Genomic DNA, 20,224 nt, shown 5'->3' on the forward strand with positions numbered 1-20,224 from the left:
GCCGCGCCCGCTTCGACCGTCCGCGCCGGGCTGCCCATGCTGCCCCCATGCCCCGTGCCCGCACGCATGCCCCTCCGTCCCCGCGGCGCCTCCGAGGCCCGCTCCATCTGGGTTCGGGCTGGGAAGCGGCGTCCCGTCGCTCCCGGCGTCGCCGCGATCTGTGCGGCCATCGCCCCCTTTGCCGCCCGTGGACCCGGAGCCGTCCTCGCAGACGGTGGTGACCGGAGCGCCGCCAGGCACGATGTCGGCCGAGCAGGCATCGCCCCCCGGATTCCCGTCCACTCCGTCGCGCGCACGCTCCTCCGGGATCGTGCTGGGCGGGATCGTGCTATCCGGGCCTCCATCGAGCCCCGATCCGCCCTCCGTGACCATGAGGCTGCTCCGGATCAGCTCCACCGCGGCGTTGGACTCGACGAAGATCCCGAACGTCGTCTGGCTGGGCGCCGGGATGCCGAACAGCTGGAAGTCCACATCCGTGAACGTCGTGACGCCGTCGTCGAGTCCCTGGCGCTCGCCCTCGTCCGGCACGATGGCATGCGGGCCTTGTTTGTGCCTGGTGACGATCCTCGTCCGCTCCTCGTCCCCCTCGTACCGCCAGCGGTCATAGCAATTGAACCCACCGTGGATATCGATCCCTGAGGGAACGGTCAGGCTCTCTGACATGTCCGCTTGGTTGCACACGAACACGCGGCGCCGGCCCGCGCGCGCGAGTTCGATCGCGCGCACTAGCGATCTCACCGGGTTGGACCAGGTGCCATTCCCCCCCTCGACCGCTCCGGAGGCAGCGAAGACGCCGCAGCCGTCGACCGCCCTGTGCGCGGCGAGCGCCTCGATACAGTCGGCCTCCGTCGGCGCTGCCCCACCACACCACACCCCACCGTCGCAGCGGTCGGCGGTTCCACACGCCGCGGAGGCGAGCGCCAACAGCACCGCCGCCCCCGCCACTACCCTCTGTTGCATCGTTCTCCCTCGCGAATCGGCGATTCGGCATGGGCACGCCGCGGTTCACCGCGGTGCCTCGATCAGCTGCTCCAACGACCAGATCTCCTGGGCGAGGCCGTCCTCTCCTTGGCCGAGCCGTGGGTCGGAGCCGCCAGTCGCCCCTCCGTGGCCCACCTTGGCCAGCGCAACGACCGTGCTCTCCTTGAGATCGATGCCGCCGTGCACTCGGGCGACGCCGAGGGAGTATCCCCCGAGCCCGCCGCCGCCGCCGCCGCCGGGGCCGCCCCGCCCTCCGTGGCCGCCCTCGCAGGCGAACACGGGCTCTCCCTGGTTCATCGCGGCCAATCCGCCGACGCCGCCCGGCCAGCCGTACCCACCAGCCTGCCCGCGTCCGCCGCGCCCGCCGTCGCCCCCCATCCCCACGTCGATGCTCGAGTGCTCGACGACCACCTTCGCCCCCACGGTGAGGATGCCAATGCTCGATCCGCCCGCCTGCCCGGCGCCGCCCCCGCGACCACCGCAGCCGCCGCCCCCGCCCGAGCCGCCGGACGCGCCGCCCTGGGGCTCCGTGCTCGCGCAGACGCCGCTCCCTCGCGTTCCGCCGCCGCCGCCGCCGCCCCGGCCGATCGTGCCAGGCGTCCCCGCTTCGCCCCAGGCGCCGTGCCACCCTTCGGCGCTGGCGCGCGCGGCCATCTGCTCGCCGCCCTCGCGCGACGCGCCCGCTGCGCCGTCCTGTCCGGTCTCGCCCGCGTCACACGCGTCGGTCCCGGCTACCCCCTTTCCGCCGTGGCCGCCGACCAGCGGAGCCAGCGCGGGATCACGCTCTATCACCGCGCCGTTCTCGCCGTCGCCGCCGCGACCGCGATCGCCGAAGCCGCCGCGACCGCCGATCGACGTGCTGCCGTCGGGGCACAGCGTCACCGTGGGCAAGGCGCCATCGACGAGATCGTCCGAGCAGACCGCAGCGCCGTGATTCCCAGGCGCGCCGTCCTCCGCGACGTCGAGCGGCGCGTCCTCCCCGGGTGCGCCGGGCGCGCCGTTGCCCGCGAAGATTTCGCTCCACCTCACCTCCACCTCGGCGTCGTCCGTCACGACCAGCGCGATGGACGAGCCACCCGGCTCGATCGCATCCGCCGCCACGAGCCGCACGCCGAACAGGAGCGAGCGCGGGTCGCTGGAAAAGAGGTCCGAGAGGACGGCGCCATGGGCATGCACCCGGATCGGCACGCGGCCGGCGGGCGGCGCCACGACGGTCGGGTGGTCCGCGCCCAGGAAGGCCCAGTCCTCACGCTCGCAGGCGCGGCCTCCCCAGATCTCGACGCCCGACGGAAGGCGCACCGCCTCGTGGAAGTCCTCGGCGCACGCGTAGACGTGCGGCTTGCCCTCCAGCAGCGCCTTCTGGACAGCGTGCTGCAACGTCTTCACCGGCTCTTGCTTCGTCCCCGCGCGGGCGTCGTCTCCGTGGCCCGCGACGAAGACGCCGCACTCCTCTTTCGCCCGCGCCGTGGCGGGGTCGCCGGCACACGGCGGCGGGGAGGACGGCGGCGGCTCGCAGCTGAAGATCTCGGCGCAGTCGTCGGAATTAACCGACGGCGGCGCCGCACGAGATCATCGCCCAGCTCAGCGCGAGACCGGAGATCGTGGCTCCCGACGCGCCCGCGAAACGGCGTTTCATGGCGCCCGAGATTACGCGGCCGAAGTACGAGCCTGCAATGACGCTGGGGTTGGGGGCGACAGGGAGGCGGAGAGTGGGGAGAAGCCCTCAAGGCATGAGAAAACACGTCGAGAAGAGGCAATGGACACCTGGTGGCATCGCCTGGACGGACGGCACCACCATGGGCGACACCGCATCGCCGTTGACGACCACGACCACGACCACGACCACGACGGCGACTGCTGGGGGGCGAGCGCGGGGCCCTGAACGCACTTGGTTAAGGCCGAGGGCTCTCCCCTCAGCGCCCCGCCGCCGACTCGAACCTGGGCGCCGCGTCGAACGTCTCCGCCAGCGTCCTCCGGTACTCGTCGGCCATCTGCACGAGCCCATCGATGAGCAGCGCCACGTCGTGGTCCGCGCAGCCCTCCAGCGACGCCACGCACGACGCCGACACCTCGTCGCCCGTGAGCGACACGCGGAACTCCCCCGTCGTCTGGTCGTTCATCGTGAGCAGGAACCGGTAGAACGGCTCGTGGTTCGCCGCAGGCAGCCCCACGACCGGCGCGCGCAGCGTCAGCAGGCGCCCCGCCTCGTCGATCTCGATGTCCACCTGCGTCGCCGCCTCCGCCGTGGGGTACGGCCGCTGCGCGATGCGCCACGCCCTCGGACCGACACGCACCCGGTTGGCGATGAGCCCGAGCGCCGACAGGCCCTGCCGGATCACCCGCTCGACGCCCGCGCGCGCCGGGCACGGCGGGTACGCGTGCGGCAGCAGGCGGCCGCAGCCCAGGCACCGGTCGCACTCGACGTCGAACGGCTCCTCGCACGCCGGGCAGCGGTACACAGGCGCCCGATCCCTGAGCTCCGAGAGCGGCCGATCCCCCAGGGCGAGCAGCGGCTGGAACGCGCCCGCCGGGACCACCACGCAGTGACCCGCGAGCTCCCCGGCCGCGCCGGACAGCGCCGCGACCACGCCGATCACCCGCCCCTCGGGATCGAGCACCGGCGCGCCGAGGGGCGCCGCCACGTCGAGCTCGAACGCCGGGAGCTGCCCGTCGACCTTGCGCGCCACGTGGCAGACCCGCGCGACCGCGAGGCGCAGGCTCTGCCCCGGGAGGCAGCTCAGCACCGCGGCGCGCTCGCCGAGCCGCGGCTCGGCCGCCGCGCGGGCGGCGAGCGCCGCGACGCCGGGCGGATCGGCCGGCGCGACGAGCGCCACGTCGCGGCCCACGTCCGCAGCGATCACCCGCCCCGCCATGCCCCGCCCGTCCTCGAACGTCAGCGCGACCTCCGTCGGGTAGCCGAGCCCGCGCCGGCTCGCCACCACGACGCCGTTGCCGAGCGCCACCCAGCCGGTCGTCACGAGCGCGCCGGCGCGGATCGCCACCACCGAGCGGCGGGCGCGGGCGACGCGCTCGTGGAGCAGCGCGAGATCGCCGTCGCCGTGCGCCGCCAGCTGCGACGTCATTGCGCGACGATCCTCGAGAGCGCCGTCATCAGCAGCTCGATCGTGCCGGGTTTGGCGCCGTCCCGCTGCGCGTAGGCGACGATGTCGCGCAGCCGCTGCTCGGTCTTGGCGGGCAGCTTCGTGCGCACCAGCAGCTCGGACAGGGCCCCGATCGCGAGGAAGTGCCGGAGCATCGGGTCGGCCGGCGCGCGCTCGATCTCGCGCAGGTAGCGGCCGAGGTGCTCGCGCGCGAGCGCCGCCGTGGTGAGCGGATCGATGTGGAGCGGCTTCTCCTCGGGCACCTGGCCGCGCACCGCCACGAGCCGCTCCATCGCGAGGAGCGCCGGCTCCGCGACGCCCGCGGTGTTCCCGCGGCGCGCGCCGCCCTCGGCCTGGATGAGCTCGCGGGTCGCGGCCGCCGTGCAGCGGTAGAGGTGCGCCACCGCGTCGGGCATCGCCTCGCCGTGCTCGTAGATCGCGCGGAAGACCGTGCAGCGGATGAGGAGCACCATGACGCCCGGCCGCTCCTGGAAGCTGAGCGCCGCGCCGAGCACCTGCGCGTCCCGGAGCAGCTGGCAGAACCGATCGGCCGCCGCGTTCGCCGACTCCGGGCGGGACGGGATGCTCCGGCGCGACGGAGGCTCGATCTCCACCTCCGGCAGCGCGGGCGGGCGCACCGACAGCGGCGTCGCCGCCATGATGGAGGACGAGCGACGAAAGGGCACGGTGCGCGCGCTGCGGCGATCGCTGACCTGCGCCGGCGTCTCCGCGGCCGCCGCCTGCTCACCCGACAGCGGCGCTGCGGCCGCCGCGCTCCCCGGAGCCGGCTTCGCTGCGCCGCCCTCGGACCCCGGGCTCGCGACGCCGCCGATCGCCTTCGACGCCCCGCCGGCGTCGTGCGCCGGCGGGAGGATGCCGGCCTTGGGCGCGGGCGCGCCGCCGTTCTTCGACGACGCGGCGCTCGGCGCCGGCATCGGCGCCGGCGCCGACGCCAGGAACGGGGACAGGATGTCGGGGATCGCGTCCGCGTCGCGGATGGGGCGCGCGACCGACTCGGGCAGGCGCGGCAAGGGGGGCGCCGCCCACGCCGCCAGCTCCTCGAGCGGCGTCCGCGCCCCCGAGACCGGCGTCGCCGGCGCGCCGGCCCGCACCGACGGAGCGCTCTGCGGGCGGGCAGGCGAGGGCGGGAGCGTGAAGCTCTTGAGCGGCCGGGCGCGGCCGGCGGAGGCCCACGTGAGGCTCGCCCGCTGCTCCTCGGAGAACGGCGGCCGCGCGTCGAACCACGCGCCCATCGTCTCCCCGAGCCGCTGCGCCGCCTCGCCGCTCTCGCGCAGCGCCTGGCGCAGCGCCTCCGGCGTGAAGGCGGCGACGCGGCCGACGCGGCGGAGCAGCAGCAGATCCTCCCGCATGCACAGCCGGAACGGCTCGGGGCCGCTCGACAGCTCCAGCGCCGTCCTGAGCAGCGGCACCCGGTGCCGCTCCGCGACGCGCACGACGGGGACGTCGATCGACACCCGCTCGTTCGCCGCGTCGAGCGAGACGAAGAGCGTCATCGCCCCGAGCGGAACGATCCACCCCACGCCCTCCTGCAGCGTCGTCGCCTGGAGGCTCGCCCCGGCCTCCGCGGAGGCGCAGTGCGCGACGAAGCGCACCGGGTCGCGCGTGCGCCAGGCGTCGATCGAGCTCCCGTCCCAGTCCGCGTCCGCGGGCGGCTTGCGCGAGGCGGAGAGCACAGGCGACCGATCCACCCCGCACGCCTCACACCGCGGCCCACGCAGCGGGAACCCGCACGCGGAGCAGAAGTCGGAGGCCGGGCTCGAGGGGACCGCCACGCCGACAGCATACCTCAGCGCAAGGCCGAGGTGGCACCGCGGTTTGCGCTCAGAGGAACGGATTCAGGCGGAGCGCAACCTTGGCCTCCCGCAGGTTGTGCTGGACCCTGCGGATGAAGTGGATGAACAGGTACGCCCAGGCGGCGAAGGTGACGACGCTGATGACGAGCTGGACCGTCTTGCTGACGCCGATCACCATCCAGAGCGCCGTCAGAAGGAAGGCCGCGAACGACAGCGGGACGAACCACTTCCAGCAGAGGTTCATCATCTGGTCGATGCGGACGCGCGGCAGCGTCCAGCGGATCCAGATGACCACGAAGACGAGGGCCCAGCTCTTCAGCAGGAAGAGGAAGACGCCGACGAGCTGGAGCCCGAAGCTCGCCTCCTGCTGGGCCGGCGAGACGCCGGGGATCTGCCAGCCCCCGAGGAAGAGCGCGCTCGCGATGCCGCACATCACGAAGACGTTCGCCCACTCGGCGAAGAAGAAGAAGAGGTACCGCATGCCGGAGTACTCGGTCGAGTAGCCGGCCACGAGCTCGCTCTCCGCCTCGGGCAGGTCGAACGGCGCGCGGTTGCCCTCCGCGAGCGCCGTCGTGAAATAGAGGAAGAACAGCGCGAACGTGATCGGGTTGCGGAAGACGAACCAGTGCCAGGGCCAGCCGCCCACGTCGAGGAGCGAGGGCCCGGCGCCGCCCTGGGCGCCGATGATGTCCTGGAGCCGCAGCGAGCCCGTCATCATCACGATGCACACGATCGCGACCGCGCCGGGGATCTCGTAGCTGATGATCTGCGCCGCCGAGCGGATCCCGCCGAGGAGCGACCACTTGTTGTTCGACGCCCAGCCGCCGGTCATGAGGCCGATGGTGACCAGCGACGTCACGGCGATCACGAAGAGGATCCCGATGTCGAGGTCGGCCGCGATGAGGTACTGGCCGAACGGCATGACGACGAACGTGGCCGACACGCCGACGAACACGAGGTAGGGCGCGAGCCGGAAGAGCGCCTTGTCGCTCTCGGCCGGGATGATGTCCTCCTTCATGATCGACTTGATCCCGTCGGCGACCCACACGAGGAAGCCCTGCGGCCCGGCGCGGTTCGGCCCGATGCGGGACTGCATGCGCGCCGAGACGCGGCGCTCGACCCAGGTGATGATCCCCGCGGTCGGCGCCATGAAGAGCAGGATGATCGCGGCGGCCACGCCGAGGAGGATCCCGGCGCCGAGCAGATCGGCGGGCGCGCTCGCGTGGAACCCCTCGGTCGAGAGCTCGATCTCGGACGGGGTCGCGCCGCCCCGGCGGATCCCGACCGCCGACCGCCGCTCGTGGCCGCTCGGGATCACGTCGCCCTTCGAGAGGACCTTCACGCCCTCGAAGCGCGTGATGACGTCGCCGGGCTGGAGCCCTGCCTGACCCGCCGGGCTCCCGTCGCGCACGCCCGTCACGACGAGCCCGCCGGCGGGCGGCGACTCGGCCGCGACCTCGACGCCGAAGAACGCGAGCGCGCGCGCCCCCTCCTTCACGCGCGCCTCGATGACGGCGCGGCGCGGGGTCGGCGGGAGGAAGTCCATCGTGACGCCCCTCACCGTGCCGTTCACGGGGAGCGCCCCCTGCGCGGTCGCGGGGATCTCGACGACGACGTCGCCGTGGAAGGTCGTGTGCACCGCGTCGTCGCCGCGGCCGGCGAAGCGGGATTGCAGGCCCTCGGAGAAGACCAGCGAGATCTTCGTGCTGCTGACCTGCGCGCCCTCGATCTCGATGCTCTGGCCGGTGAGCGGCGCCTGGCCGGGGCGGCGGAGGGTGCCGCGGAACGTGACGACCGCCTCCTTCGCCTCGGCGGTGGGCAGGTTGGTCCCGAGGATCTCGATGCGGTCGCCGAGGTCGACCTCGCGCGGCACGACGTCGACGACGCTCAGGAGCTCGGGCGCCGTCCTGCGCTCGGCGCAGCCGGCCGCGCCGAGCAGCGCGAGGAGGGCCAGGAGGCACGGCAAGAAGCCTCGAGAGAGAGCTCTCCAGGGAGGAGATCCGCGCATGGTGCCGCTTATAAACCGCGCCGCTCGCGCGGTCGAGAATGCGGAGAAAAGCGCTCCTGCTCGCGCTGTCTACCTACTACTTACCGACTTACCTACCGGCCTCGGACGGGGAGGAAGTACCGGCTGCCGTCGAGCTCGTTCACGCCCACGTAGAGCTCTGCCTCGAACACGTCCTTGAGCCGGCGGTAGGTCATCACCTCCTCGACGGTGCCGTGGGCGACCAGCCGCCCGGCCTTGAGGAGCGCCACGCGGTCGGCGTACTGGGCGGCCGCGTTGAGATCGTGCAGCACCGCGACGCAGGCGAGGCGCCGCTCGGCCACCTCCCTGCGCACGACCTCGTGGACCTCGATCGAGTGGCGGATGTCGAGGTGCGCCCCGGGCTCGTCGAGGATCAGCACCTGCGCCTCCTGCGCGAGCGCGCGGGCGATGGCCACCCGCTTCTGCTCGCCGCCGGAGAGCTCGGCCACCGGCCTCGCCGCGAGCCCCACGAGATCGCAGGCGTCGAGGGCGCGGGCGACCGCCTCTTCGTCCCGGCCGGCGGCGAGCATCCACGCGCCCTGGTGGGGCGCGCGGCCCATCATGACGACCTCGCGCACCGTGAAGCCGGGCGCCGAGGCGATCCCCTGCGGCACGACCGCCACGCACCGCGCGATCGCCCGCCGGTCCATGCCGGCGAGCGGCCTCCCCAGCAGGGTCGCCTCGCCCCGCGCCGGCCGCAGGGCCCCGGAGAGGACCCGGACCAGCGTCGATTTTCCCGCGCCGTTCGGCCCCAGGACGGCGCAGAGCTCGCCCGCGCGCACATCCAGGCTGATCCCCTCCAGCGCCAGCCTCCCGGTGGGATAGCTCGCGGCCACGTCACGCAGATCGATCGCCGGCCCCTGCACGCGGTCTCTTTTGTCGAATGATTTGAGTGATATCGAGTGATCTTCCCTTGCGCGAGGTTTCTTGCGGTGGTCCAATCGACTCGAGGCGTAGAGGAGATGGAAACGGCGAAGGAGACTCTGGGAGGCGGCGAGGTACCGCGTCGCGTTATTAAGCGCTACTCCAATCGGAAGCTCTACGACACGAAGGACAGTCGTTACGTCACCCTGCAGCAGATAGGGGAGATGGTCCGGGCTGGCGAAGAGGTCCAGATCATCGACAACGCGACCAAGGAGGACAAGACCGAGGTCACGCTGGCGCTGATCATCTCGGAAGATCTCAAATCGCAGCCGCGCTCGGTCCCGCTCGGCACGCTGAGAGATCTGATCCAGGAGCGTGGCGAGCGGCTGCTCTCGCAGCTGCGCGAGGGCCCGATCGGCCGGCTCATCCCCGGCGCGGTCCCTGGCGAGGGCGGCGTGGCGGCGCCAGGAACGGCGCCCGCCCCGGGGACGGAGCAGGCGGCGCCCGCGTCGCCCTCGTCCCATCCGCCCCCGCCGCTCGACACGGACAGGTCGAGCCACGCGAAGGGGCGCCTGAGCGGGATCGTCGAGAGCTCGAAGCAGACGCTCGATCAGTGGCAGCAGGCCGTCGACGAGCGCATCCGGGCCATCCTCCCGGGCCTCGGGCTGGTCCGCGATCTCCAGTCCGATGTCAAGCGCCTGTCGCAGCGCATTGACGAGCTGGAGGCGAAGCTCCAGGGACGCGCGGGTGAACCCATCGAGGGCGCGGCTCCGCACCAGGAGAGCTCCGGCGCGGACGAACCCGCGGGCGAGGGTCCGGGGGGCGAGAGCAGGCTGGAATAGCCCTGGGCGCTCCTCTGTTCCCCCGGGCGAGCCCATGCCGTTCTTCTTCAGCAAGAAACCTGCGTCCGTAGCGCAGGACCTGTCGTTGGCCAGCACCGATGGTGGCCGAGCCGACGCCTTCGAGATCGAGCTGCTGGGTCATCTGGACACGCTTTACGGCGTGAGCTGCCGGATGACGAAGAGCTCGACGGAGGCGGAGGATCTGGTCCAGGACACCATCGTCAAGGCGATGCGAGCCCGGGATCAGTTCGAGCCGGGCACCAACCTCAAGGCCTGGCTGCTTCGGATCCTGACGAACACGTTCATCAACCGGTACCGTCGCGGGGGCCTCGAGCGAGGCATCTTCGACGGCCCCGACGCCGAGCCGCTCACCGATGCGTGGGTCGGCGCGACGACGATGCGCGCGATGCGCGATCCGGAGACCCAGGCGCTCACGCCGCTCGTGGAGGCGGAGGTGCAGCGCGCCCTCGACGCCCTGCCCGAGGAGTTCCGGCTGGCCGTGGTGCTCTCGGACATCGAGGAGCTCTCCTACAAGGAGATCGCCGAGGCGATGGGCTGCCCCATCGGCACGGTGATGTCGCGCCTGCACAGGGGCCGCAAGCTCCTCCAGAAGACGCTGCGCGAGCACGCGGTCCTGATGGGCATCGTCAGCGAAGACGCTGCGAAGGACGCGCCCGCCGACCTGGACGCGTACCGCAAGCGGAAGCGGGGTGCCGCATGAGCGCTGCGAAATCGATCGAGAGCTGTTCGCGGTTCGACCACGCGCTGTCCGCCTACGTCGACAGCGAGCTGGATCCGGACCACGCCATCGATCTCGAGTCCCACCTCGTCCAGTGCCCTCCGTGCTTCGAGCAGGTGAGGCTCTTGCGCTCGCTGCGGGCGAGCCTGAAGCGGGCGCGGCCGTCGGGGTGCCCGGACGCGCTGCGGGCGCGCGTCGCCGCGGCGGTGGCGCACGAGCAGGCGCGCGACGCGGCGCAGTCGGCCGAGGCGAGGCCGCGCCTCGTGCACAGGGGGTACGCGATCGCGCTCGCCGCGGCGGCGGGCGTCGTCTTCGTCGTGGGCGTGGCGCGGCGGCCGGACGCGCCGGCGGAGGCCGCGAAGGCGGACGCCGCGAGGGCGGCGGCCGATCTCACGCGCGCCGAGAGCGTCGAGGTCCTGCTCGACGATCTCGTCACCCAGCACGCGCAGCCGCTGCCGCCGGAGACGACCAACCCGGAGGACCTCCCGCGCTTCGATCCGTTCGTCGGCGTCCCGGTCCGCAGGCCGCAGTTCCAGTCGATACCGGCGAACTTCATGGGCGCCCGCGTGCACACGATGCGCGATCGGCGCGCCGCGCTGCTCCAGTTCGTGGTGCGGGGCAACCACCGCGTGACGGTCTACATGTTCAACTCGCGCGCGGTCCCGGTGCAGAAGGCGCAGCCGATCCTGCAGCCGCGCGTCGTGCGCGAGCGCCCCGTCTACGTGGGCAACATCAACGGCTACTCGGTCGCCGCCGCCGAGCGCAGCGGCGTCGGCTACGCGCTCGCCTCGGATCTCGGCGACGACGTCAGCACGCAGCTCGTCCTCGCTGCGATGCAGTGAGCGCACCGGCGCTCGCTCTACAGCGGGCGCCGTCCCCTCCCTCCCTCGATAACCCCGACCAACCCTACCGCGAGAGACCGCATGCGCTTCGTCTTCGTCATGGATCCGCTGAGCCGCGTGACGCACGACAAGGACACGTCGTTCGCCTTCATCCGAGCGGCGCAGGCGCGCGGCCACGAGAGCTACCACTGCTTGCCGCGCGACCTCTCGATCGAGGGCGGCGAGGCGCACGCCTCGGCCTCGCCGGTGCTCATCGGCGACGCGCCCCCGTTCATCTCGCTGGCGGGGGGCGCGCAGCGGCTCCGGCTCGCGGACGTGGACGCCATCTTCATCCGCAAGGACCCGCCGTTCGATCGCAGCTACCTGTACGCGACGCTGATCCTGGAGCGCGCGCGGCGCTGCCCGCTCATCGTGAACGACCCCCGCGGGCTGCGCGACGCCAACGAGAAGCTCTACGCGCTGAACTTCCCCGAGTGGACGCCGAGGACGCTGGTCACCGCGGACCGCGAGCAGATCCACGCGTTCGTGCGCGCCCTCGGCGGCACGGCGGTGATCAAGCCGCTCGACGGCGCGGGCGGCCTCGGCGTGCTGCAGATCAACGAGCGCGACAAGAACGCGCGCGCCATCGCGGACATGATGACGAACGAGGGGCACCGCCTCGCCATGGTCCAGGAGTACCTGCCCGCCGTCGTCCACGGCGACAAGCGCGTCCTCTTGCTCGACGGCGAGCTGCTCGGCGCCATCCTCCGGGTGCCCCGCGACGACGATCACCGCTCGAACATCCACGTCGGCGGGCGCGTGGTCTCGACGGAGCTCTCGCCGCGCGAGCTCGATCTCGTCCGCGCGGTCGCGCCTCGCCTCCGCGCCGACGGCCTCTTCTTCGTGGGCCTCGACGTCATCGGCGAGCGCCTGACCGAGGTGAACGTCACGAGCCCGACGGGCATCCAGGAGCTCGGGCGCTTCACCGGCGCGGATCCGGCGGCGAGGGTGATCGCCTGGGCCGAGGAGCGGGCGCGCGGCCAGGCCGCGCGCGCGTGAGCCACCCCGCTCCGGAAAGTTGGCCCGGAGCGCCCGCCTCTGCGAAGGCTCCCCCATGGGCGACTCATTCGAGCGGTGTGCCGTCTGCAGCGACGGCGAGCAGGGCGATCGGGACGGCGGCGCGCCCGGGGATCCTCGCGCGAGGACGCGGATGGCGCGCGTGGTCATCCAGGGGCGCTCGCTCAGCCTGTGCCGGACGCACGCGGCGACCGTGGCCGTCGCCATGCCGGAGACGTTCGAGGAGATGCGCGCGCTGTTCGTGGGGCTCCAGCGCAGCGCGCAGCCGGCGCAGCGCGATCCGTCCGTCGAGCGCCGCTCCCCCATCGCGCGCCGCAGCCCCGAGGATCGGCGCGTCTTCCCCCCGCGGCCGGAGGGCCGGCGGATCGGCGCAGGACGCCGCGCCAGCGATCCGGGGGAGTGATCGCGACCGTCACGCCGGCGCCCTCCTCGCGCCGATCTCCGGAGCGGCGCCCGCTCTCCGCGCGGAGCGCCGCGGGCCGCCGGATGCGCGCGGCCCGTGGTAGGTTCTCGCCATGAGATCCCGCCGGCATGTCGTCATCGGGCTCGGGTCGAGCCTGGGCGATCGCCTGACGACCCTCCGCGCCGCCATCGCGGCCCTCGGCGCTGATCCCGATCTCGACGTCATCCTCGAGTCGTCGCGCTACGAGTCCCCGCCCGCAGGCGGCCCTCCGCAGGGCGACTACGTGAACGCCGCGGTGCTCGTCGCCACGTCGCTGCCCGCGCGCCAGATCCTCGAGCGCACCCTCGCCGTGGAGCGCTCGCTCGGGCGGACGCGCCCCGATCCGGTGCGATGGGGGCCGCGCACGATCGATCTGGACCTGCTCTGGATCGAGGGCGAGGTCGTCGCGGAGCCGGATCTCGAGGTGCCTCACCCGCGGCTCTGCGACCGTGTGTTCGCGCTCAGGCCGCTGCTCGACGTCGCCCCCGACGCGCGCGACCCTCGCACGGCCGTCGCGTACGCCGCGCTCCCCGAGGCGAGCGCGCCCATTCGCAAGCTCGATCCGATCTGATCGACGCGGCGCGCAGGCGCGGCGCTCAGCGCGAGCGCGGCGGGCCGGATGCGGCGCGGGATCGGAGGCCGGCGCGGCCGCCGGCGTACGACGCCGCGCTGCCGATCATGACCACCACGATCAGCAGCAGCGCCCACCCCAGCGCGCCCGCCGGCGCGCCCTCGGCGAGGGCGAGCGCCCAGGCGAGCGCCGCGACTACGGCGCCGCTTGCGGCGGCCTCGCGCCGCCCGGCGCGCCCGCCGAACCGCCCCACGAGGTAGCCGCCGGCGACCCCGGCGAGCGCGAACGCGATCGCGTTGAGCCCCACCATCGCGAGCCGCACCGAGCCCTCTGCCCCGGCGTCCCCCGCCCGCTCGATCATCCGACGCAGCAGCGTGTTGACGAGGCCCGCGAGCGGCAGCCACGCGATGAAGATCGCCACCGTCCCGAGCGCGATCCAGTGCCACGGCGGCCGGTCCTCGACCTCGTCGTCGCCGCTGCTCTGCAGTACGGGGAGCTTGCGCTTCTCCGGCGCTGCCGCGCCGCCCCGAGGAGGCGCCGCGCCTGCCGCGCCGCCCCGAGGAGGCGCCGCGCCTGCCGCGCTGCTGCCGACGACCGGGAGGCGTCGCTTCGGCGCGTCCCCCATGACGTCAGCTGGGCTTCGAGGTCGGGGGCGGCGCCGCGGCGGGAGCCTTCCGCCAGAACTTCCGCGCTTCGTCCTGCAGACGGACCAGCCGCCGCTGCTCCTGAATCAGGCCGCCATAGGCGCGAGGCACACGCGGATCCTTCGCGAGCGCGTACAGGACCTGGAGCGCCGCCTCGGCGTCGTCCGTCGCGCGGTGCGCCTTCTCGAGCGAGATCCCGAGCCGAGCGGCCATGTCGCCGAGGGCGCGGCTCTCCTCGTTCTTGTAGAGCTCGCGGGCGAACGTGAGCGGATCGACCCAGTCGACCTCGCGCCGCATGGCGGGCGGCGGCTCGCGCGGGCGCATGCCCACGCGCTCGAGCTCGGCGAGCAGGAACGAGCGATCGAAGGTGGCGTTGTACGCCGCGGGGATCGCCCCCTTGAAGCAGCCGAGGATCTCCTCGGCGACCTCGGCGAACGACGGCTTGCCCTCGACGTCCGCGTCCTTGATCCCGTGGATGGCGGTGCTCTCCGCGGGGATGGGCCGCCCCGGGTGGATGAGCCAGTTGTAGCGCGTCAGGATCTCCCCGGAGCGGCCGATGACGATGCCGAGCTCGATGATCCGATCGCCCGCCGGATCGCGCCCCGTGGTCTCGACGTCGACGAAGGCGATGGGCTGGTCGATCCAGGCGCTGCCCGCGTCGATCTCCGACGCGACACCGACGGCGCGCACCTTGAGGAGGTGCGCGATCCCAGGGTAGTGCCGGCCCGTCGGGAAGCAGCCGCACGGGTCGGCGACCTTCACGGCGTCCTCGGCTTGGCGGGCTGGGCGGGTGCAGCCGAGGTCGCGGGGCGCGCCGCGCCGCCCGCCGGCGCGCTGGTCCCGGCGGCGGGGGTCGCGCTGGCCGCTGGGGTCGCGCTGCCTGCTGGGGTCGCGCTGGCCGCGGGGATCGCGCTGCCGGAGGGCGACGCGTCGCCTGGCTTCGGGGGCGCTGGCCGCGGCGTCTTGCCGAGGAGCTCCAGCTCGAGCTTGACCCACGCCTCGAGGTCCTCGCCGGGGCTCGAGAGGAGCTGGAGGTTGACCTCGCGGCCGTTGATGAAGACGAGGGGCGTCCCCTCGAGCCCGACCCCGTCGGCCTGCAGCTTGTCCTTGTCGATGCGCGCCTTGGTGTCGGTCGAGACGAGATCGGCGCGGAACTTCACCATATCGAGCTTGAGCCGCTGCGCGTAACGCTCGAGGTCGGCCTGCTCCAGCTTGTCCTGGTTCTCGAAGAGGAGGTGGTGCATCTCCCAGAACTTGCCCTGGTTGAGCGCGGCGGTCGCCGCGCGCGCGGCGGGCTCGCCGTGGACATGCGCCGAGAGCGGGTAGAACTTGAAGACGAGGCGCACCTGCCCGTCGAAGCGCTTCACGAGCCCCTCGAGCAGCGGCGCCATCAGCCTGCAGAACGGGCACTCGAAGTCGGCCCACTCGACGATCGTGATCGGCGCGTCGGGCGGCCCCATCTCCGGCGAGCCGTCGGTGGCGAGCGTCTTCACCTTGTTCGCGTCGAAGCGCATGTGGAACGCGTCGTCGCGCTCTTTCTTCGATCGGCCGTCCTTGACCAGATCGAGCAGGAGCTGCGCGGCGGGGAGGCACGCCTTGCACGGGCGCTGCTCCTTCACGCACTGCGCGATGCTCACGGGCGTGTCCGGGCAAGGGGAGAGCAGCTCGGAGACCTGTGCTCCCCACTCCCGGCGCTCGCGGGGGGTCAGCGAGGAGGTGTCCACGCCCGGCAGCGAGACCGCCACCTCCGGGCTCGCGGCCGGTTTGGGCTCGTTCGAGCTCGGGTTCCCAGGACAGCCCGTAGCGCCGATCGCGAGCAACGGCAACGCGAGGAGCGGCGGCATCCAGCGCAGGAATGACATCGCGGCGCGAGCTTAGTCGGACCCCTTGCGAGATGCTAGCGCGGGTGTAGCGTCAAGAGGTGCGGAGCGTCCTCTACCGCTTCCCGGATCTGCAGCAGTTCGAGCAAATCGTGTGCGATCCGGAGGAGCGTGACCTCGAGCTCGGACTGCCCGCGGGGGAGGTCGTGGCCGATGGCGAGTGGGTGCTCGCCATCTTCGAGCTGGGCGAAAACCGCCGCGCGACGTCGGCCGCGGCGTGCGCGTCGGTCTCACCGGAGGGGGCGCGGCTCACGTTCGAGCCGCGCGACTGGCATCGCCTCGCCCACTTCGCGCGGACGGAGGCGCCCCGCCCCGGATCCGTGCCCGACACCGACGCCGCGGCGCTCCTCCGCGCCGCGGACGGGGCCGGGCCCGCCGCGTCATCCGGCGTCCAGAGCGCCGGCCCGGCGGGCCGGGCGCTGCCGCCTCCTGCGCCGCCTCGGCTGAAGGGCAAAGGCTCACGGGTCCTCGTGGTCGACGACGACCCCCACATCCGCGAGCTCCTGTCGGCGATGCTCGAGGCGGTCGAGCTCGCCGTCGTCGCCGTCGCCAGCGCGGAAGAGGCGCTGGCGCGGGTCCGCGGCTCACCGTTTCACCTCGTGGTCCTCGACTGGAACCTCCCGAAGATGACCGGCATCGACCTGTGCCGGACGCTGCGGCAGGAGCCCGGGCTCCGCGATCTTCCGGTCCTCTTCCTGACGGCGCACGCCTCCTCGCAGGACATGGTCGAGGCCTTCGCCAGCGGCGCCGACGACTACATGGTGAAGCCCTTCCGCGCCCCCGAGCTGGGGGCTCGCATCTTCAGCCTGCTCCGCCGGACCCGGCGAGGCACCTCCTGAGGCGCCTCGCCGCGGCGCAGCGGCCCCGGCGCGGGCTCGCGCTCGGGCGCCGCGCTCAGGTTCCTCGCTCAGGTTCCTCGCTCAGAAGGCGACATCGACGTTGAGGTTGATCACGCCGATGCTCTGCGCGTAGTGCCCGCCGGAGTCGGGAGCCCTCGAGTTGGGGTGCAGGCCGGCGGTGATGCTGTCCCCCGTGGTGTCCCGGCTGACGTAGAACAGGTGGGTATACGACGCGGCGAGGTGGAGCTGCTTCGCGACATGGAAGCGCCCGCCGAGAGCGAACGAGACATCATGGAAATCGACGCCCGATGGATCGAGGGTCTCGTCCGGAACTGCGTTGGAGTCGTACCCGGCGCCGCCGAAGACCTCGATCGCAGGCCGCGGCCAGTGGCTCCAGCCCGCGCGAACGCCGAACGTGTCGTTCCAGCGGCGGGGGATGTTCTGCACCACGCGGGCGCCCTCTCCGGCGAAGCCGTCGCGGTCGATCGCGCACGCCGCGCCGACCTGGGTGAGGCACTGGTTTTCCATCGAGCTCCACCGCGTCCAGTCGCCGAAGAGCCGGATCTCGAAGCGCTCCGCCGGGACGAAGCGGGCGCCGAGCCGCACGATATCCGGCAGACCCTGGTGCAGCTCCACGTCGCTCGGGGAGTTCGACACGCCGCTGAAGCGGTTGGTGAGCGTGCCCTCGAGCGACTCTCCCCCCGTGACGTTCGGCCGCGACTGGTACGACGCGCCGATCCAGAGCTGCTTCGGCACCGCCTCGACCAGCGCGCCGACGCCGAAGCTCGCGTGGAAGCCGCTCACCTCGAGCAGCGAGCGCCCCTCGGTCGCAAGGAGGTTGTCGCCGGAGGCGTTGCGGGCGCGCACGGTGTTCACCTGGGTTCGAATCAGGTTGCCGGAGAGGCCGAGGCTGAGGCGGAGCGCCGGGATCTCGTAGGCGGCAGCGAGCGTGAAGAACATCGCCTGGAGCGAAGACTCGATGGAGTGCCAGCGCTGCACGCCGTCCACCGGCCCGGCGAGCTCGCGATTGCCCTCGAACGTCGCGTTCGTGTCCCAGGACGCGGCGCCGCCGAAGGGCACATAGACGCCTGCGCCCAGCGCCAGATCGCCGAGCCTGGCCGACGCGCCGAGCATCGGCGAGGCAGCCACGTTGAACAGGCTCGCCTCCCCCGTGTTCGCCCGCGGCACCGTCACGTCATCGGTCGCCGCCGCCGAGTGCGTGTAGGACGCGGCGCGCAGCGCGATATTTCCGTCCAGGAACAGATGAATCCCCTCGCTCTCGGCGAGGCCTGCGGGGTTGTAGTAGACCGCGGTCGGATTGCTCGTGATCGGGTTGCCGTGCTCGCCGCCAAACCGCGCGGTCGCGAACCCACCGGCGAGCGCGGATCCGGTCCAGGCGAGACCGCCGAGGAGGCCGACGGAGATCGCGAAACAGGGGCGGTTGATGGACATATCCGGTGTTCTCGGTTCTGAGGGCGGAGGAATGCGGCGCCTGCGGCGGACCCTGCATGGTAGGGTTGCAACACCTGCCACGTCGGAAGGTTCTACCCGATCAAGTCAAATGTCACCTTTCGCACGGTGTCAAATGCTTTTCTCCCGCACCATCCGGACAACGCTCGCCTCAGCTGCCCTCACCACCACGGCGCTCCTCATCGGCTGCGCCGACCCGGCAGGCAGATACGATGACTTCGAAGCTCGCGATACCACGATCCGCGAAGACCAGAGCAGCGGCGAGGGTGGTGGTGGCAGCGACGGAAATGGCGGCGCTGGAGGCGGCGGGGACAACTGCCTGCCGGAAGCGGGCGCCGTCGACGGCGATTTCCTCTTCAGCCTCTCGGCTTATCTCAACCCGCGGGCCCCTATCCTCTTCGTGGCCAGCCTGACCACCCAGGCCAGCGACGGCGGCCTGAGCTTCTCGCTCACCTTCCAGCCGCTCGTGGCCGCCGATCGCAAGACGCCCACGGGCGAGCCGTTCGACGTGGGTCCCTTCGAGCTGTCCGCCGATGGGACGTTCACCGCGCAGCTGCCCACGCTCGTCGTGCCGGGCGACGCCAACCCCATCTCCGGTAGCGAGCTCGAGGCCACCATCACGCTGACCGGCGGCTCCCTCTGCGCGCCCGCCGACTTCATCTGTGGCGTTGTCACTGGCACCACGGCGAGGCCGCTCCCCCTGAATCTCAAGGGCTCTACCTTCGCCATGGAGCGAATCGCCGATCCGAGCAGCTACCCGGCGCCGGTCATCAACTGCAAGAGAGACCCGGCGAACCCGCTTCCGTGAGCGCCCGGTCGGGTCACGCCACGGCCTCCGCCGCGGCGGCGCCTTCGAGCTCGATCAGCGAGATCTCGGACGGCGCGCCGACGCGCATCGGCGGCCCCCAGTAGCCCGTGCCGCGGCTCACGTAGATCTGGCTGTCGCCGTGCGAGGACAGCCCGGCCACGTAGGGCTGGTCGAGCCGCACGAAGAAGTTCCACGGGAAGATCTGGCCACCGTGGGTGTGGCCGCTGAGCTGCAGGCCCACGCCCCGCTCCGCGGCCTCCAGGATCTGCTTGGGCTGGTGCGCGAGCAGCACGAGCTCGCGAGAAGGGTCCCGCCCCGCGAGCGCGCGTGCGAGGTCGGGGCCATGGCCGCGGCCCATGCCGCGGGAGCTCCAGTCGTCCACGCCGGCCAGGTCGAAGCCGTGCTCGCCGTCGCCGATCGAGACACGCTCGTTGCGCAGCACCGTCACGCCGAGCCGGCGGAGCTCCGCGATCCACGCCTCGGCGCCGGAGTAGTACTCATGGTTGCCCGTCACGAAGAAGACCCCGTGCCTGGCGCGCAGATCGGCGAGCGGCGCGGTGTGCTCGCGGAGCTCTTCCACGGAGCCGTCGACGAGATCGCCCGTGATCGCGATGAGATCCGGCTCGAGCGCGTTCACGCGCGCGACGACGCGCTCGAGCCAGGCCCGGCCGATCGTCGGGCCGATGTGGAGGTCGGTCAGCTGAACCACGCGAAAGCCCGACATGGCCGCGGGGAGGCGGCGCAAGCGGACGCGCACCGGGCGGACGGCGACCTCGCCGAGGGCGCTCGCGGCGCCGGCGACGCCGAAGCCCATGGCGAGCGCTCCGGCCGCGCCCGCGAGGGCGCGCGAGAGGAAGGTGCGGCGCTCGCCGTCGAGCGGCTGGTGCAGCAGCGCGGTGACGCCGTGGGCGCCGAGGCGGACGAACTCGGAGGTGAGCAGGAGGAAGAAGAGCAGGACGGCGAGCCCGACCCACGTGTAGACGACGCCGGCGACGACGCCAGCGATGTGCCGGGGCAGCGCGCGGGTGAGCAAGAGGCCGAGGGGCACCAGCGACGCGAGCACCACCAGGGCCACGCTGCCGACGCGGTGCCAGAGCGGGCCGAGCTCGGGCGCGCGGATCAGGCGCTGCCAGAGGTAGTAGTGGACGCCTGCCACGATGGCGCTGAAGACAGCGATGAAGACGACGAAGGAGAGAAGAGGCCGCTGCACGCGTCCAGCATGACCACGGCGGCGCGCGCCCGCCGCTCCGATCCACGCCGGAGCCAGGCTCGACAACATTTCTTAACGGAGCGACGGGCGGACGG

18 protein-coding genes are annotated in these 20,224 nt (G+C 72.6%); 8 read left to right on the forward strand and 10 right to left on the reverse strand.

The window, feature by feature from the left end; translation table 11 throughout:
* Positions 1-1,005 precede the first annotated feature (1,005 nt).
* The 5 genes from WME82_RS40695 to WME82_RS40715 form a co-directional block, all read right to left on the reverse strand.
* Positions 1,006-2,367 (reverse strand): hypothetical protein, encoded by a 1,362-nt coding sequence (locus WME82_RS40695; protein ID WP_438039714.1) that lies wholly within the window; start codon positions 2,365-2,367, stop codon positions 1,006-1,008.
* Between the two features lie 527 nt (positions 2,368-2,894).
* Complete coding sequence (locus WME82_RS40700) at positions 2,895-4,064, reverse strand: trypsin-like peptidase domain-containing protein (RefSeq protein ID WP_438039715.1); 1,170 nt, start codon at positions 4,062-4,064, stop codon at positions 2,895-2,897.
* Positions 4,061-5,791: a hypothetical protein gene (locus WME82_RS40705; protein WP_438039716.1), complete on the reverse strand. Its 1,731-nt coding sequence runs from the start codon at positions 5,789-5,791 to the stop codon at positions 4,061-4,063. The genes WME82_RS40700 and WME82_RS40705 overlap by 4 nt, the downstream gene beginning before the upstream one ends.
* A gap of 133 nt (positions 5,792-5,924) precedes the next feature.
* The gene (nuoH, locus tag WME82_RS40710) at positions 5,925-7,862 is read right to left on the reverse strand and encodes an NADH-quinone oxidoreductase subunit NuoH (protein WP_438039717.1); all 1,938 of its coding nucleotides are present in this window, start codon (positions 7,860-7,862) and stop codon (positions 5,925-5,927) included.
* 134 nt (positions 7,863-7,996) lie between these two features.
* The gene (locus WME82_RS40715; protein WP_438039718.1) at positions 7,997-8,788 is read right to left on the reverse strand and encodes an ABC transporter ATP-binding protein; all 792 of its coding nucleotides are present in this window, start codon (positions 8,786-8,788) and stop codon (positions 7,997-7,999) included.
* A gap of 96 nt (positions 8,789-8,884) precedes the next feature.
* Here WME82_RS40715 and WME82_RS40720 point away from each other — a divergent pair, with 96 nt between their 5' ends.
* From WME82_RS40720 to folK, 6 genes are all read left to right on the forward strand, one after another.
* Entirely contained in the window at positions 8,885-9,628 is a 744-nt protein-coding gene (locus WME82_RS40720) for a polyhydroxyalkanoate synthesis regulator DNA-binding domain-containing protein (RefSeq protein WP_438039719.1), read from the forward strand.
* A gap of 85 nt (positions 9,629-9,713) precedes the next feature.
* Positions 9,714-10,349: a sigma-70 family RNA polymerase sigma factor gene (locus WME82_RS40725; protein WP_437545797.1), complete on the forward strand. Its 636-nt coding sequence runs from the start codon at positions 9,714-9,716 to the stop codon at positions 10,347-10,349.
* Positions 10,346-11,209, forward strand: a complete 864-nt coding sequence (locus tag WME82_RS40730) for an anti-sigma factor family protein (protein WP_437741929.1) — start codon at positions 10,346-10,348, stop codon at positions 11,207-11,209. Before WME82_RS40725 ends, WME82_RS40730 begins: the two co-directional genes overlap by 4 nt.
* Before the next feature lie 81 nt (positions 11,210-11,290).
* Entirely contained in the window at positions 11,291-12,247 is a 957-nt protein-coding gene (gene gshB, locus WME82_RS40735) for a glutathione synthase (RefSeq protein WP_437741930.1), read from the forward strand.
* 55 nt (positions 12,248-12,302) lie between these two features.
* Complete coding sequence (locus tag WME82_RS40740; protein WP_437741931.1) at positions 12,303-12,668, forward strand: hypothetical protein; 366 nt, start codon at positions 12,303-12,305, stop codon at positions 12,666-12,668.
* Positions 12,669-12,780: 112 nt separating this feature from the next.
* Positions 12,781-13,278: a 2-amino-4-hydroxy-6-hydroxymethyldihydropteridine diphosphokinase gene (gene folK, locus WME82_RS40745; RefSeq protein WP_437853581.1), complete on the forward strand. Its 498-nt coding sequence runs from the start codon at positions 12,781-12,783 to the stop codon at positions 13,276-13,278.
* Between the two features lie 25 nt (positions 13,279-13,303).
* Here folK and WME82_RS40750 read toward each other — a convergent pair whose 3' ends face one another.
* Genes WME82_RS40750 through WME82_RS40760 form a run of 3 tightly spaced genes read right to left on the reverse strand, consistent with a single transcriptional unit; the run spans position 13,304 to position 15,784 of the window.
* Complete coding sequence (locus WME82_RS40750; protein WP_438039720.1) at positions 13,304-13,903, reverse strand: hypothetical protein; 600 nt, start codon at positions 13,901-13,903, stop codon at positions 13,304-13,306.
* Positions 13,904-13,907: 4 nt separating this feature from the next.
* Entirely contained in the window at positions 13,908-14,684 is a 777-nt protein-coding gene (locus WME82_RS40755; RefSeq protein WP_437741934.1) for a 3'-5' exonuclease, read from the reverse strand.
* Positions 14,681-15,784, reverse strand: coding sequence for a DsbA family protein (locus tag WME82_RS40760; protein WP_438039721.1), 1,104 nt, complete (start codon positions 15,782-15,784; stop codon positions 14,681-14,683). The genes WME82_RS40755 and WME82_RS40760 overlap by 4 nt, the downstream gene beginning before the upstream one ends.
* Before the next feature lie 59 nt (positions 15,785-15,843).
* On the opposite strand from WME82_RS40760, the gene WME82_RS40765 reads away from it, so the two are divergent.
* On the forward strand, positions 15,844-16,641 hold the full coding sequence (locus WME82_RS40765; RefSeq protein WP_438039722.1) for a response regulator transcription factor: 798 nt from the start codon (positions 15,844-15,846) through the stop codon (positions 16,639-16,641).
* An 81-nt stretch (positions 16,642-16,722) separates the two neighbouring features.
* Here WME82_RS40765 and WME82_RS40770 read toward each other — a convergent pair whose 3' ends face one another.
* Complete coding sequence (locus WME82_RS40770) at positions 16,723-18,093, reverse strand: OmpP1/FadL family transporter (RefSeq protein WP_438039723.1); 1,371 nt, start codon at positions 18,091-18,093, stop codon at positions 16,723-16,725.
* Between the two features lie 133 nt (positions 18,094-18,226).
* On the opposite strand from WME82_RS40770, the gene WME82_RS40775 reads away from it, so the two are divergent.
* A complete protein-coding gene (locus WME82_RS40775; protein WP_437853587.1) occupies positions 18,227-18,919 on the forward strand; it encodes a hypothetical protein in 693 nt (230 codons plus the stop codon).
* A gap of 13 nt (positions 18,920-18,932) precedes the next feature.
* Here the strand turns inward: WME82_RS40775 and WME82_RS40780 are convergent, their stop codons facing one another.
* Complete coding sequence (locus tag WME82_RS40780) at positions 18,933-20,129, reverse strand: metallophosphoesterase (protein ID WP_438039724.1); 1,197 nt, start codon at positions 20,127-20,129, stop codon at positions 18,933-18,935.
* Positions 20,130-20,224: the final 95 nt, after the last annotated feature.

This window comes from Sorangium sp. So ce128 (assembly GCF_051525245.1).
GTDB lineage: Bacteria > Myxococcota_A > Polyangia > Polyangiales > Polyangiaceae > Sorangium > Sorangium cellulosum_B.

Excerpts from the sequence above, each read along its gene's own strand:
- WME82_RS40700 (WP_438039715.1), bottom strand. The coding sequence starts at position 4,064 with ATGACGTCGCAGCTGGCGGCGCACGGCGACGGCGATCTCGCGCTGCTC.
- WME82_RS40720 (WP_438039719.1), top strand. The coding sequence starts at position 8,885 with ATGGAAACGGCGAAGGAGACTCTGGGAGGCGGCGAGGTACCGCGTCGC.
- WME82_RS40730 (WP_437741929.1), top strand. The coding sequence starts at position 10,346 with ATGAGCGCTGCGAAATCGATCGAGAGCTGTTCGCGGTTCGACCACGCG.
- gshB (WP_437741930.1), top strand. The coding sequence starts at position 11,291 with ATGCGCTTCGTCTTCGTCATGGATCCGCTGAGCCGCGTGACGCACGAC.
- WME82_RS40740 (WP_437741931.1), top strand. The coding sequence starts at position 12,303 with ATGGGCGACTCATTCGAGCGGTGTGCCGTCTGCAGCGACGGCGAGCAG.
- folK (WP_437853581.1), top strand. The coding sequence starts at position 12,781 with ATGAGATCCCGCCGGCATGTCGTCATCGGGCTCGGGTCGAGCCTGGGC.
- WME82_RS40750 (WP_438039720.1), bottom strand. The coding sequence starts at position 13,903 with ATGGGGGACGCGCCGAAGCGACGCCTCCCGGTCGTCGGCAGCAGCGCG.
- WME82_RS40760 (WP_438039721.1), bottom strand. The coding sequence starts at position 15,784 with ATGTCATTCCTGCGCTGGATGCCGCCGCTCCTCGCGTTGCCGTTGCTC.
- WME82_RS40770 (WP_438039723.1), bottom strand. The coding sequence starts at position 18,093 with ATGTCCATCAACCGCCCCTGTTTCGCGATCTCCGTCGGCCTCCTCGGC.
- WME82_RS40775 (WP_437853587.1), top strand. The coding sequence starts at position 18,227 with ATGCTTTTCTCCCGCACCATCCGGACAACGCTCGCCTCAGCTGCCCTC.